The organism is Enterobacter cloacae complex sp. P18RS, from assembly GCF_014982105.1.
GTDB classification, from domain to species: Bacteria; Pseudomonadota; Gammaproteobacteria; order Enterobacterales; family Enterobacteriaceae; genus Enterobacter; species Enterobacter hormaechei_C.
On sequence record NZ_JADCKV010000025.1, the window covers coordinates 141,950 to 155,727 of the forward strand.

General features: G+C 55.3%; 13 protein-coding genes and 1 riboswitch. Of the genes, 9 read left to right on the plus strand and 4 right to left on the minus strand.

The genetic code is table 11. The annotated features are described in order from the left end of the window. Nucleotides 1-10 precede the first annotated feature (10 nt). Nucleotides 11-955 (minus strand): transcriptional regulator LeuO, encoded by a 945-nt coding sequence (leuO, locus tag INF61_RS18965; RefSeq protein ID WP_017383788.1) that lies wholly within the window; start codon nucleotides 953-955, stop codon nucleotides 11-13. A 628-nt stretch (nucleotides 956-1,583) separates the two neighbouring features. Here leuO and leuL point away from each other — a divergent pair. The 5 genes from leuL to leuD all read left to right on the plus strand — a co-directional run bounded on the left by leuL (nucleotide 1,584) and on the right by leuD (nucleotide 6,443). Next, a complete protein-coding gene (leuL, locus tag INF61_RS23140) occupies nucleotides 1,584-1,670 on the plus strand; it encodes a leu operon leader peptide (protein WP_057979999.1) in 87 nt (28 codons plus the stop codon). A 91-nt stretch (nucleotides 1,671-1,761) separates the two neighbouring features. Then, nucleotides 1,762-3,333: a 2-isopropylmalate synthase gene (leuA, locus tag INF61_RS18975; protein ID WP_017383789.1), complete on the plus strand. Its 1,572-nt coding sequence runs from the start codon at nucleotides 1,762-1,764 to the stop codon at nucleotides 3,331-3,333. Further along, nucleotides 3,333-4,424 (plus strand): 3-isopropylmalate dehydrogenase, encoded by a 1,092-nt coding sequence (leuB, locus tag INF61_RS18980; protein ID WP_032652563.1) that lies wholly within the window; start codon nucleotides 3,333-3,335, stop codon nucleotides 4,422-4,424. Before leuA ends, leuB begins: the two co-directional genes overlap by 1 nt. A 2-nt stretch (nucleotides 4,425-4,426) precedes the next feature. Further along, nucleotides 4,427-5,827 carry a 3-isopropylmalate dehydratase large subunit gene (leuC, locus tag INF61_RS18985; RefSeq protein WP_017383791.1) on the plus strand — a complete coding sequence of 467 codons (1,401 nt, stop codon included), beginning with the start codon at nucleotides 4,427-4,429 and terminating at the stop codon, nucleotides 5,825-5,827. 10 nt (nucleotides 5,828-5,837) lie between these two features. Then, a complete protein-coding gene (gene leuD / locus INF61_RS18990; protein WP_045141617.1) occupies nucleotides 5,838-6,443 on the plus strand; it encodes a 3-isopropylmalate dehydratase small subunit in 606 nt (201 codons plus the stop codon). An 89-nt stretch (nucleotides 6,444-6,532) separates the two neighbouring features. Here leuD and INF61_RS18995 read toward each other — a convergent pair whose 3' ends face one another. The 3 genes from INF61_RS18995 to sgrT form a co-directional block, all read right to left on the minus strand. Continuing rightward, a complete protein-coding gene (locus INF61_RS18995; RefSeq protein WP_010427008.1) occupies nucleotides 6,533-6,685 on the minus strand; it encodes a Hok/Gef family protein in 153 nt (50 codons plus the stop codon). Nucleotides 6,686-6,901: 216 nt separating this feature from the next. Further along, nucleotides 6,902-8,080 carry a sugar efflux transporter gene (locus INF61_RS19000; protein ID WP_015572661.1) on the minus strand — a complete coding sequence of 393 codons (1,179 nt, stop codon included), beginning with the start codon at nucleotides 8,078-8,080 and terminating at the stop codon, nucleotides 6,902-6,904. A 121-nt stretch (nucleotides 8,081-8,201) separates the two neighbouring features. Further along, the gene (gene sgrT, locus INF61_RS19005; RefSeq protein ID WP_003856388.1) at nucleotides 8,202-8,354 is read right to left on the minus strand and encodes a glucose uptake inhibitor SgrT; all 153 of its coding nucleotides are present in this window, start codon (nucleotides 8,352-8,354) and stop codon (nucleotides 8,202-8,204) included. Between the two features lie 88 nt (nucleotides 8,355-8,442). Between sgrT and sgrR the strand changes: the two genes are divergently transcribed. From sgrR to thiQ, 4 genes are all read left to right on the plus strand, one after another. Beyond that, complete coding sequence (sgrR, locus tag INF61_RS19010; RefSeq protein WP_015572660.1) at nucleotides 8,443-10,098, plus strand: HTH-type transcriptional regulator SgrR; 1,656 nt, start codon at nucleotides 8,443-8,445, stop codon at nucleotides 10,096-10,098. Between the two features lie 36 nt (nucleotides 10,099-10,134). Further along, a riboswitch (TPP riboswitch) is annotated at nucleotides 10,135-10,235 on the plus strand. Between the two features lie 31 nt (nucleotides 10,236-10,266). After that, nucleotides 10,267-11,250, plus strand: coding sequence for a thiamine ABC transporter substrate binding subunit (gene thiB, locus INF61_RS19015; protein WP_032647227.1), 984 nt, complete (start codon nucleotides 10,267-10,269; stop codon nucleotides 11,248-11,250). After that, nucleotides 11,226-12,836 carry a thiamine/thiamine pyrophosphate ABC transporter permease ThiP gene (gene thiP, locus INF61_RS19020; protein ID WP_033488172.1) on the plus strand — a complete coding sequence of 537 codons (1,611 nt, stop codon included), beginning with the start codon at nucleotides 11,226-11,228 and terminating at the stop codon, nucleotides 12,834-12,836. Before thiB ends, thiP begins: the two co-directional genes overlap by 25 nt. Further along, nucleotides 12,820-13,521, plus strand: a complete 702-nt coding sequence (gene thiQ / locus INF61_RS19025) for a thiamine ABC transporter ATP-binding protein ThiQ (protein ID WP_017383795.1) — start codon at nucleotides 12,820-12,822, stop codon at nucleotides 13,519-13,521. Before thiP ends, thiQ begins: the two co-directional genes overlap by 17 nt. Nucleotides 13,522-13,778 lie beyond the last annotated feature (257 nt).

Here is a 13,778-nt window from a genome sequence, read left to right on the forward strand (position 1 = left end):
TCACCCTGACTTATCGACGACAAATATTGATCAGCAACTCTTCCATCCACTGGTGCCCTTTATCCCGCCCCGCCGCTTCATGCCAGGAAAGATAACAGGTACGGCTATTCAGCTTGAGCGGCAGAGGTAAAATTTGCAGGCTCAGCGAATCGGAGAACTCTTCAGCAAGCCAGCGCGGTGCAATAGCGACTAGCTGCGTCTGAGAAACGACATTTAAAACGCTGACCATCGCCATCCCCTGATAGGCCACGCTGGCTTGTTTATCGGCAGTGTCATACCACGGCTGACTGAACGAAGCATATCTGTCCAGAGCAACAACGGCATGCTGCTCGCTGTAAACATCGCTTTCACGCAGCGGCGAATTCATGCGTGGATGTTTTTTGCTGGCGACTAACACCATTTCATCTTTAAACAACGGAACACAGGCAAACTCTGGACGGCGAAACTCTTCGTAGCCCAGAACGAACTCCGTTTCCTGATAACGAAGCTGGTGCTCAGTGTTTTGATTTAAAGATGATTTAAAAACAAGATGAATATTAGGAGCAATCTGTTCAACTTTATTATATATAACAGACGTCAAATAATTGTCTAACGGACTGCAAACACAGAGATGGAAAACCCGCTCACTGCTTAAAGGTTCAAACCCTGAGCCGGGAAGCTCATTTTGAACCAGCTGTAGCGCCTGACGAATCGAACCGAATAGCTGGAATGCACGCGCCGTGGGCTGGATACCTCTTCCATACCGGACGAATAACTCGTCGTTAAACATCACCTTAAGTCTGGCTACGGCATTACTCACGGCAGGTTGAGACATTCCCAGAGATTGCGCTGCTCGCGTAATATTCTGCTCCTGCATAACTGCATCAAATACAGTTAACAGGTTGAGATCCACTGTGCGTAACTGAGGCTTAACCCCATCATAAGGCTGTGGTTGGTTAATATTATTTTCTGGCATTTCTGACTCCACTGTCACGCTAAATTCCCTTTGCCAAAGTACAGTAATAACTTCGAAAAATATGATTTACCATGCATATACAACAAGCGAAAGGAAATTATTTAAAATTCAGAATATATAAAGAACCCTCATTCAAGAGATGGCATTAAGCATTCCCTGAATGAAGAGCTAAAAATCGTTCAAATGATATCTAAAACTTTAATGCAGGCATGAAACCATAAAGCAGGCAAATACACAATCACCGCCTTAGTTAATAATAACTTAAGTATTATTAAACTATGAAGAGCATACACCACGATTTCATTAACAAAATGATATCAATATTGATAACTTTCCCGCCCGCGATTCATTCATAGAACTTATAACTCAATGAAATAAAACACATTCCATTTCACAGCACATCGGTAAAAATACTGTGTTCAATTGCTACCAATTATATTCAAATTATTCCAGAGATGAATCTCAAGTCCAATAATAGACAATTAAATCGGTTAACAGCGTAAAAACCAGCACAATTAGCTAATGTGTTTATCCTGCGCTGAGTGGCCGTTTTGCCTGAGAGGGGTTGACATGAGTCGGCGTATCCAGTACCACTAAAAGCATATCGCATTCATCTGGAGCACGATTCATGATTCGCACCCTTCGTTTCACCGGTCTACTACTACTAAACGCATCCACTGTGCGCGGTAGACTGGCGGGCGAAATTCAGCGTTGAATCGTCTTCAGTAAAACTAAAAACCCGCGCCACTGCGCGGGTTTTTTTATGCTCGTAGCAAGGCGCCCTAAGACTGACAAGGACCTAACCCATGAGCCAGCAAGTCGTTATTTTCGATACTACTTTACGTGACGGTGAACAGGCATTACAGGCGAGCCTGAGTGTTAAAGAAAAACTGCAAATTGCGCTGGCCCTCGAACGCATGGGTGTAGACGTAATGGAAGTCGGCTTTCCCGTCTCCTCGCCGGGTGATTTCGAGTCAGTACAGACCATCGCCCGCACCATCAAAAACAGCCGCGTGTGCGGTCTGGCTCGCTGCGTTGAGAAAGATATTGATGTGGCCGCGGAATCCCTGAAAGTTGCAGAAGCTTTCCGTATCCATACATTCATTGCCACCTCTCCCATGCACATTGCGACCAAGCTGCGCAGTACGCTGGATGAAGTGATCGAACGTGCGGTGTATATGGTTAAACGCGCGCGTAACTACACTGATGACGTCGAATTCTCCTGTGAAGATGCAGGCCGCACGCCGATTGACGATTTGGCCCGTGTAGTGGAAGCCGCGATTAATGCCGGAGCCAGAACCATCAACATCCCGGATACCGTCGGCTACACCATGCCGTTTGAGTTCTCTAACATCATCACCGGCCTGTACGACCGCGTACCTAATATTGATAAAGCCATCATCTCTGTTCACACCCACGATGATTTGGGCCTGGCTGTAGGCAATGCCATCGCCGCCGTCCACGCCGGCGCGCGTCAGGTAGAAGGGGCAATGAACGGCATTGGTGAACGCGCCGGCAACTGCTCGCTGGAAGAAGTGATCATGGCGATCAAGGTGCGCAAAGACATTATGAACGTACACACTCGCATTAATCACAACGAAATCTGGCGCACCAGCCAGACCGTGAGCCAGATTTGCAATATGCCGATCCCGGCGAACAAGGCGATTGTTGGTACTGGCGCGTTCGCTCACTCCTCCGGTATTCACCAGGATGGCGTGCTGAAGAACCGTGAAAACTACGAAATCATGACTCCGGAATCCATCGGTCTGAACCAGGTTCAGCTGAACCTGACCTCGCGCTCTGGCCGCGCGGCGGTGAAACACCGTATGGAAGAGATGGGGTATCAGGACAGCGATTACAACATGGATCAGCTGTACGACGCATTCCTGAAACTGGCTGACAAGAAAGGCCAGGTCTTCGATTACGACCTGGAAGCGCTGGCATTCATCAACAAACAGCAGGAAGAGCCAGAACACTTCCGTCTGGACTACTTCACCGTTCAGTCAGGCTCAAGTGATATCGCTACCGCCTCCGTCAAGCTGGCCTGCGGCGATGAAATTAAAGCGGAAGCCGCCAACGGTAACGGCCCTGTGGATGCCATTTACCAGGCGATTAACCGCGTCACTGAGTACGACGTAGAGCTGGTGAAATACGACCTGACGGCAAAAGGGCACGGTAAAGACGCCCTGGGCCAGGTTGATATCGTCGTCAACTATAACGGTCGCCGCTTCCACGGTGTGGGTCTGGCGACAGATATCGTTGAATCCTCCGCGAAAGCGATGGTGCATGTCCTGAACAACATCTGGCGCGCCGCCGAAGTCGAAAAAGAGTTGCAACGCAAAGCTCAGAATAAAGAGAACAACAAGGAAACCGTGTGATGTCGAAGAATTACCATATTGCTGTGTTGCCGGGTGACGGTATTGGCCCGGAAGTGATGACACAGGCGCTGAAAGTACTGGAAGCCGTACGTTCGCGTTTTGCGATGAAAATTACCACCAGCCACTACGACGTGGGCGGTATTGCCATTGATAACCACGGTACTCCCCTGCCGAAAGGGACTGTAGAAGGCTGCGAGAATGCCGATGCCGTTCTGTTTGGATCCGTGGGTGGCCCTAAGTGGGAACATTTGCCTCCAGCAGAGCAGCCAGAGCGCGGCGCGCTGCTGCCGCTGCGTAAACACTTCAAACTGTTCAGCAACCTGCGTCCGGCGAAGCTGTACCCGGGGCTGGAAGAGTTTTGCCCGCTGCGCGCCGATATCGCCGCCAACGGTTTCGACATTCTCTGCGTGCGTGAGCTGACCGGCGGGATCTACTTCGGGCAGCCCAAAGGCCGCGAAGGCAGCGGTCAGCATGAGAAAGCGTTTGATACCGAGGTGTATCACCGTTTTGAAATTGAACGTATCGCTCATATCGCGTTTGAGTCAGCGCGCAAACGCCGCCGTAAAGTGACCTCTATTGATAAAGCGAACGTGCTCCAGTCGTCTATTTTGTGGCGCGAAATCGTCAGTGAAGTTGCTAAGCAGTACCCGGACGTTGCGCTGTCGCATATGTATATCGACAACGCAACGATGCAGCTGATTAAAGATCCGTCCCAGTTTGACGTGCTGCTGTGCTCCAACCTGTTCGGCGATATTCTCTCGGATGAATGCGCGATGATCACCGGCTCCATGGGCATGCTGCCCTCGGCCAGCCTGAACGAAGAAGGCTTTGGCCTGTACGAACCGGCGGGCGGCTCCGCGCCGGATATCGCAGGTAAAAACATCGCCAACCCGATTGCGCAGATCCTCTCCCTGGCTCTGCTGCTGCGCTACAGCCTGGATGCAGGCGATGCAGCAACCGCAATTGAAAACGCCATTAACCGGGCATTAGAAGAAGGCGTCCGTACCGGTGATTTAGCACGCGGCACGGCGGCAGTCAGTACCGATGAAATGGGCGACATCATTGCCCGCTATGTCGCTGAAGGGGTGTAATCATGGCTAAGACGTTATATGAGAAGTTGTTTGATGCGCACGTTGTTTACGAAGCACCAAACGAAACCCCACTGTTGTACATCGACCGTCATCTGGTACACGAAGTGACCTCTCCTCAGGCATTTGACGGCCTGCGCGCGCATAAGCGCCCGGTGCGTCAGCCGGGTAAAACCTTTGCCACGATGGATCACAACGTTTCCACCCAGACCAAAGACATCAATGCATCTGGCGAGATGGCGCGTATCCAGATGCAGGAGCTGATTAAGAACTGTAACGAGTTTGGCGTGGAGCTGTACGATCTGAACCACCCCTATCAGGGCATCGTCCACGTAATGGGGCCTGAGCAGGGGATTACTCTGCCGGGCATGACCATCGTCTGCGGTGACTCCCACACCGCGACGCACGGCGCATTTGGCGCCCTGGCGTTCGGGATTGGGACCTCTGAAGTTGAACACGTTCTGGCGACGCAGACCCTGAAGCAGGGCCGCGCCAAAACCATGAAGATTGAAGTGAAGGGTAAAGCTGCGCCGGGTATCACCGCGAAAGATATCGTGCTGGCGATTATCGGCAAAACCGGCAGCGCAGGCGGCACCGGTCACGTCGTGGAATTCTGCGGCGACGCTATCCAGGCGCTGAGCATGGAAGGTCGTATGACCCTGTGCAACATGGCCATTGAGATGGGCGCCAAAGCAGGCCTGGTTGCCCCAGACGAAACCACCTTCAATTATGTGAAGGGGCGTCTGCATGCTCCGAAAGGACAGGATTTTGACGACGCGGTAGCGTACTGGAAAACCCTGAAAACGGACGAGGGGGCAATTTTTGATACCGTTGTGACGTTACAGGCGGAAGAGATCGCCCCGCAGGTCACCTGGGGCACCAACCCGGGCCAGGTGATTTCCGTCAACGACAGCATTCCTGACCCGGCCTCCTTTGCCGATCCGGTCGAACGTGCCAGTGCGGAAAAAGCGCTGGCTTACATGGGGCTGAAACCCGGCGTACCGCTGACCGACGTGAGCATTGATAAAGTATTCATCGGCTCCTGTACCAACTCCCGTATTGAAGATTTACGCGCAGCGGCAGAAATTGCTAAAGGCCGCAAAGTGGCGCCGGGCGTGCAGGCGCTGGTTGTGCCGGGCTCCGGGCCGGTGAAAGCCCAGGCGGAAGCGGAGGGTCTGGATAAGATCTTTATTGAAGCAGGCTTCGAGTGGCGCCTGCCGGGTTGCTCCATGTGTCTGGCCATGAACAACGACCGCCTGAATCCGGGCGAGCGCTGTGCCTCCACCAGCAACCGTAACTTTGAAGGCCGTCAGGGCCGCGGTGGGCGCACCCACCTGGTCAGCCCGGCAATGGCCGCCGCTGCGGCAGTCACCGGTCATTTCGCCGATATTCGCAGCCTGAAATAAGGAGACAATCATGGCAGAGAAATTTACCCAACATACGGGCCGGGTTGTCCCTCTGGACGCCGCTAACGTCGATACTGACGCGATCATTCCTAAGCAGTTTTTGCAGAAAGTGACGCGCACGGGTTTTGGTGCGCATCTGTTCAACGACTGGCGTTTCCTCGACGATAAAGGCGAAGTGCCGAACCCGGAATTCGTCCTGAACTTTCCAGAATACAAAGGCGCCTCCATTTTGCTGGCGCGGGAAAACTTTGGCTGCGGATCGTCGCGTGAACATGCGCCCTGGGCATTAACCGACTACGGCTTTAAGGTGGTTATCGCCCCGAGCTTCGCGGATATCTTCTACGGCAACAGCTTCAACAACCAGCTGCTGCCGGTGACGCTGAGTGACGAACAGGTCGATGAACTGTTTGCGCTGGTGCAGGCGAATCCCGGGATTTCGTTTGAGGTGGATCTGGAAGCGGAAGTGGTCAAAGCCGGGGATAAGACCTACAGCTTCAGCATTGATGCGTTCCGCCGCCATTGCATGCTGAACGGTCTGGACAGCATTGGCCTGACGCTCCAGCACGAAGAGGCCATCTCCGCCTACGAGAAAAAACAGCCTGCGTTTATGGGCTAAAGGCAATGGCCCGCAGGGCGCGGGCCATTGATAAGGGTGCGTTGAGGCTCAACCACTCTGGAGAGGCGGGGAACCCCCCGCCAATACCGCTAACGTTTTGCTTCGTAAGCCAACACTGCCGCCAGCTCTGTTTTCTCCTGTCTGAAGTGCAGCTCACACAGCGAGTCGCGCACCATCCAGGTGAAGATCAACAGCGTCGTACAGATCAGAAACAAACCTAACAGCAGAGTACGTTTTGGCATTCCAGCCTCCTTATTGCTTTTCGGCAATGAAGAGACTAACCTCGCAATGTTGGTTGTGAAGTTGGTCTCCCCATCAGTTTTTTGATGTGGGACTCTCCACTGTTTGCCTCTTGCGAAAGCCTGAGGCAAACAGCCTCAAGCACCCGTCACGCACTCTATGCGCCTTCTCTGCGCCTGTCAGAAAATCGTTTCATTTCGTGAAGCCGCCTTCCAGAATCAAACGTCTTTTACCCGGCACGTCAGCATCAGCGTGACGAGCGAAATCGCTGCGATCACCCAGTACACGGATGCATGCCCATAGCTTTGCGACAGTGCCCCCTGAATCACCCCTGCCAGAATCACGCCGGTAGAGATACTGTTGGTAAACAGCGTGGTCGCGGAGCCTGCGCGCCCCGGCATTAAATCCTGGAACCAGAGCATGCCTATCCCGGCAACGATTCCGATAAACACCGCGTTAAACAGCTGTAACGCCAGCAAGGCTTCACGCGAATGGAAAAGGATCAGCCCCGCGTAGAACAGTACCCCGGCCGCCACGGCGACGACCATCATCCGACGCTTTCCGAAACGTTTGACGTAGTAACCCGCCAGAATCATCGCCGGGATCTCCAGCCCGGCAGCGGTGCCCATCAGAATACCCGCGAGCTTATCGGGCAGTCCCAGATCGCTGCTGATCCACAGCGGCATATCGATGATGTACATGGTGTTGCAGGTCCACATCAGCGTGGAGGCGATAAACAACATGCGGACGTTTTTATCCTGCCAGCCGCTCACCTGCGTGATGGGCTTGTCCGTCACCTGCTCTACGCGCGCCACCGATGGCAGCGCAAAGGCTATCAGCGCCAGGCTGATGACAAAAATCCCCGCCGCGATGGAAAACATGGTGGTGAAGCCGTAGTTCAGCGCCAGCATAAACGCCAGCGGCGGACCGATGACCCACGCGAGAGAGAGCTGCGCACGCATCACCGAGCTGAACATCACCACTTCTCTCGCCGAGCTGTCGGCGTACTCCCGGGCCAGGGCGAACAGTTGCGGCATCGCGGTGTTCGCCAGAGAGGCCAGCAGCACGCCGCAGGTAATGAGCGTCAGGTAATGGCGGTTGAAGGCAAACAGCAGCGCGTTGCCCACGGCCATGGCGCAACAAAAGAGGATCAGCTTACGGCGATCGCCCTGGCTGTCGGATCGTTTCGCCAGCCACAGGCTGACGAGGATCCCGGCAATGGCGTTGACGGTGTAGAACAGACCCACCCAAAACGGCTGCGCCCCCACCTCGCGGCTGAGAAACAGGCTCAACGTCGGCGCCTGTAGCGCGCCGGCCACGCCCATCATGAAGGCCACCAGCATAAAAGCGGCGTACACGCCATTCAGGCGTCGCCCCATCGTCATCAACCAGAGCATGCGCAAGTCCTTATGAAAGCGAATCGAAATTGGGTGAAATAGTAAACGAAAAAAGCCAGCAAAAAACATTTTGCTGGCAGGTGATTAGCACCAATACTCAGTCACACATGATCGAGGCGAGTTAGCGAGAAGAGGTCGGTTTCGTAACGTCCCACTGCATCAGATCTTCCAGTATTCTCAGCCGCTGCTCTGCGCACTGGCGGGCCAGCCAGGACACTCCCTTTGTCGCTGAAAAATAGTGCTGATAAAACTGACGTGCGGTAGACCTCTTCATAATTTACCTCCTCGCTTCATCGAAAAGGATTATTGGCTTAATATAGGGATTAATAAATTGCTGATTTTTTGTCAGGAGTTCCCCTTTTATGCCTTCCGGTCGTCTGCAACAACAATTTATCCGCCTCTGGCAGTGCTGCGAGGGGCAATCGCAGGAGACCACGCTGAACGAGCTGGCCGAGCTCCTCAACTGCTCCCGGCGTCATATGCGCACGCTCCTTAATACCATGCAGCAGCAGGGCTGGCTAAACTGGGAGGCCGAAGCCGGACGCGGCAAGCGTTCGCGCCTGACTTTCCTTTATACCGGCCTGGCGTTACAGCAACAGCGGGCGGAGGATCTGCTGGAGCAGGACCGCATCGATCAGCTGGTCCAGCTGGTGGGCGACAAAGCCGCCGTGCGCCAGATGCTGGTCTCGCATCTGGGACGCAGCTTTCGTCAGGGACGCCACATTCTGCGGGTGCTTTACTACCGCCCAATGAAAAATCTGTTGCCCGGTACGGCGTTACGTCGCTCTGAAACCCACATGGCCCGGCAGATATTCAGCGGTCTGACGCGGATAAATGAGGAAAACGGGGAACTGGAAGCGGATATTGCCCATCACTGGCAACAGGTGTCTCCGCTGCACTGGCGCTTCTTTCTACGCCCCGGCATTCATTTCCACCATGGACGCGAGCTGGAGATGCGCGACGTTATCGCCTCTTTAGAGCGCGCCCGCACGCTGCCGCTCTATTCGCATATCGCACGTATCCACTCTCCAACGGCCTGGACGCTGGATATTGAGCTTTCGCAGCCGGACAAATGGCTTCCGTGGCTTCTGGGCTACGTGCCATCAATGATCCTGCCTGCCGAGTGGCGCTCCCTGAACAATTTTTCCAGCCAGCCGATTGGTACGGGCCCCTACTCCGTTACACGAAATAACAGTAATCAGCTGAAGATCCGCGCCTTTGATGATTACTTTGGCTATAGGGCGTTGATCGACGAAGTGAACGTCTGGGTGTTACCGGATCTCAACGAAGAGCTGAGCGCAGGCCTGACCCTGGAAGGGCCAACAGCCGGTGAAAAGGCGTTCGAAAGCCGCCTGGAGGAGGGCTGCTACTACCTGCTCTTTGATAGCCGCAGCCATCGCGGGGCAAACCACGACGTCCGCAGGTGGATAAGCCATATTCTGGCGCCCGCTAACCTGATTTATCACGCAGAGGAGCAATACCAGACCTGGTGGTTCCCGGCCTATGGCCTGCTCCCACGCTGGCACCATGCGCAGCCCGTCCGCAGTGAAAAGCCTGCCGGACTGGAGATCATCACCCTCAGCTACTATCGCGATCACATTGAGCACCGTTTTCTGGCGAGGATCATGAGCACGCTGCTGGCAGCCGAAGGCGTGACGCTGGCGATTCAGGAAGTCGATTATGATGAATGGCATCGCGGAGACGTCATCAGCGATATCTGGCTCAACAGCGCAAACTTTACGCTGCCGCTTGATTTCTCGCTCTTTTCTCACCTGTACGAAGTGCCCCTGATTCAGCACTGTATCAACCGGGACTGGCAGCAGGACGCCGCGCGGTGGCGGGCGGGAGAAATGGATCTGGCCGCCTGGTGTCAGGAATTACTGACCGGGCAGACGATCGTACCGCTGATTCACCACTGGCTGCTGATCCAGGGGCAGCGCAGCATGCGCGGCCTGCGGATGAATACCCTCGGCTGGTTTGATTTTAAATCCGCCTGGTTTGCGCCGCCGGAGCCATAACGCTTTCGTAATATTCACCAAATCATTACAATAGCGCCGTTCTCAACGGGGTGCTGCATCACTGATGTGCGCTGAGATAATACCCGTCGAACCTGATCCGGATAACGCCGGCGAAGGGATTTGAGGCTGTCTCTCAAAATCCTTTGCCACTCAACCCTGAGGTGCAAAGTGTTAAAAAACGTTCTTCCTCTGCTGGCGCTGTTTGCGCTGCCTGTTTTTGCTAAGCCCGTTCTGACGGTCTACACCTACGACTCCTTCTCCGCCGACTGGGGCCCCGGCCCGGTGGTAAAAAAAGCCTTTGAAGCCGACTGCAACTGCGAGCTGAAATTCGTGGCGCTGGAAGATGGCGTCTCGCTGCTCAACCGTCTGCGCATGGAAGGCAAAAACAGCAAAGCCGACGTGGTGCTCGGGCTGGATAACAACCTGCTGGAAGCCGCCACCCAAACCAGACTGTTCGCCAAAAGCGGTGTGGCGTCAGATGCCGTCAACGTACCGGGCGGCTGGAAAAACGACACCTTCGTTCCCTTTGATTACGGCTACTTTGCGTTTGTCTACGATAAAAACAAGCTGAAGAATCCGCCCAAAAGCCTGAAAGAGCTGGTCGAAAGTGACCAGAAATGGCGCGTAATTTATGAAGATCCACGTACCAGCACGCCGGGTCTGGGGCTGCTATTGTGGATGCAGAAAGTCTACGGGGATAAAACGCCGGAAGCGTGGCAGAAGCTGGCCGCGAAAACCGTTACCGTCACCAAAGGCTGGAGCGAAGCCTACGGCCTGTTCCTGAAAGGCGAAAGCGATCTGGTGCTGAGCTACACTACCTCTCCGGCCTACCACATTATCGCCGAGAAGAAGGATAACTACGCCGCCGCGAACTTTGCTGAAGGGCATTATTTGCAGGTGGAAGTGGCCGCCCGCACCGCCGCGAGCAAACAGCCGGAGCTTGCCGAAAAATTCCTGAAATTTATGGTCTCCCCGGCATTCCAGAATGCTATTCCGACAGGAAACTGGATGTACCCGGTCACTGACGTTGCGCTGCCGGCAGGCTTTGAGCAGCTAAACAAGCCGCAAACCTCACTGGAATTTACGCCGCAGCAGGTTGCCGCCCAGCGCGCCGCATGGATTAGTGAATGGCAACGCGCCGTCAGCCGCTGATCCCCGGCTGGTTAGTTCCCGGGCTGCTCGCCGCCATACTGATGGTGGTCGTCAGTCTGGGTGCATTCCTTGCGCTGTGGTTTAACGCGCCAGAGAGCGATCTGCTCGCCCTCTGGCACGACAGCTATCTCTGGCACGTCATCCGTTTCTCCTTCTGGCAGGCGTTTCTCTCCGCGCTGCTGTCGACGATCCCGGCCATTTTCCTTGCACGCGCCCTCTATCGCAGACGTTTCCCCGGCAGGCTTGCCCTGCTGCGGCTGTGCGCGATGACGCTGATCCTGCCCGTGCTGGTGGCGGTGTTCGGTATTCTGAGCGTCTACGGTCGGCAGGGCTGGCTGGCATCCCTCTTCAACCTGCTTGGTCTGGAATGGACCTTCTCCCCTTACGGCCTGAAAGGCATTCTGCTGGCGCATATTTTTTTCAATATGCCGATGGCGACGCGCCTCTTTTTACAGGCGCTGGAAAACATTCCCGGAGAGCAGCGTCAGATTGCCGCCCAGCTTGGCATGCGCGGCTGGTCGTTCTTCCGCTTTGTCGAATGGCCGTGGCTGCGACGCCAGATTGCCCCGGTGGCCGCGCTAATCTTTATGCTCTGCTTCGCCAGCTTCGCGACCGTGCTTTCTCTCGGCGGCGGGCCGCAGGCCACCACCATTGAGCTGGCGATCTATCAGGCCTTAAGTTACGACTACGATCCGGGCCGCGCCGCGCTGCTGGCGATGGTGCAGATGGTCTGCTGCCTGGCGCTGGTGTTACTCAGCCAGCGGCTGAGTAAAGCGATCCCCACAGGCAGCAATCACTTGACAGGCTGGCGCGATCCGCAGGACAGCCTGCACAGCCGCGTCGCGGATTTTATGCTGATCGCGCTGGCCCTCCTGCTTCTGCTGCCCCCGCTGCTGGCCGTTATCGTTGATGGCCTGAATCGCAATGTGTTGTCGGTACTGCAACAGCCTGTCCTGTGGCAGGCGACGTGGATCTCATTGCGCATCGCGCTGGCAGCCGGGCTGCTGTGCGTGATCCTGACCATGATGCTGCTCTGGAGCAGCCGCGAGCTGTACGCGCGTCATGCCCGTAAAGCCGGACACGCGCTGGAACTGACGGGTATGCTGATCCTGGCGATGCCGGGTATTGTGCTGGCGACCGGATTCTTTTTACTGTTCAACAGCACCATCGGCCTGCCGGAAAGCGCCGACGGCATCGTCATTTTTACCAACGCGCTGATGGCTATCCCTTACGCGCTCAAGGTGCTGGAAAACCCGATGCGCGACGTCAACAGCCGCTACAGTTTGCTGTGTCAGTCGCTGGGCATGCAGGGCTGGCAGCGTCTGAAGGTGGTCGAACTGCGCGCGCTAAAGCGTCCGCTGGCTCAGGCGCTGGCGTTTGCCTGCGTGCTGTCGATTGGCGATTTTGGCGTTGTGGCCCTCTTTGGCAACGAGGATTTCCGCACGCTGCCGTTCTGGCTTTATCAGCAAATTGGCTCCTATCGTAGCCAGGACGGCGCCGTCACGGCGCTGCTCCTGTTGCTGCTGTGCTTTGCGTTATTTACCGTTATCGAAAAACTTCCGGGGCGTGATGTTAAAACTGACTGATGTAACCTGGCTTTATGAGCACCTGCCAATGCGTTTTACCCTCTCCGTTCGTCAGGGAGAGCGAATCGCAGTGCTTGGCCCTAGCGGGGCCGGAAAAAGTACTCTGCTCAATCTGATTGCCGGTTTTTTGCAGCCTGCCAGCGGGTCGATCGTCATTGATAATGGCGAATATACCTACGCTCCGCCGGCTAAGCGCCCGGTGTCGATGCTGTTCCAGGAAAACAATCTGTTCAATCATCTTACGGTGTGGCAGAACATCGCGCTGGGTATGGATCCGGGGTTAAAGCTCAGTGTTGCGCAGCGTCAGACGCTGGAGGCGATCGCCGAACAAATGGGCCTGGCTGCGTTTATCAACAGACTACCGGGTGAGCTTTCCGGCGGCCAGCGCCAGCGCGTGGCGCTGGCACGCTGTCTGGTGCGCAAGCAGCCGCTGCTGCTGCTCGACGAACCCTTTTCGGCGCTCGACCCGGCCCTGCGTCAGGAGATGCTCTCGCTGGTTGAGGAGGTTTGCGAGCGCGAGCAACTGACGATGCTGATGGTTTCGCATAGCATCGAAGATGCCGCACGCATCGCGCCGCGATCGGTGGTGATCGCGGAGGGACGTATTTTGTGGGATGGGGAAACAGAAGAACTTCTGAGTGGTAAGGCGGGAGCATCTTCACTTTTAGGTATTCGTGAGGTCTGATGCCCTCACCCTGGTCCTCTCCCACAGGGAGAGGGATCCCCAGTAATTTGAAAGCAAAAGCGATAACGTTGCCTTCAGAATAACTGAGGGCTTTCAGCGATGCCCTGGTACGGCTGTAAATCGCTGAGGCGTTTCCTGTAGGCCGGGGCGAGGCGCAGGGATGCGCCGAGAGGGCGGGCTTTACAGGGATGTTACCTCCGCCCGTCCCCGATAAGCCGGAAGGAATAAGCCGAAGGTACCGCGAAGCGGCGATTTTC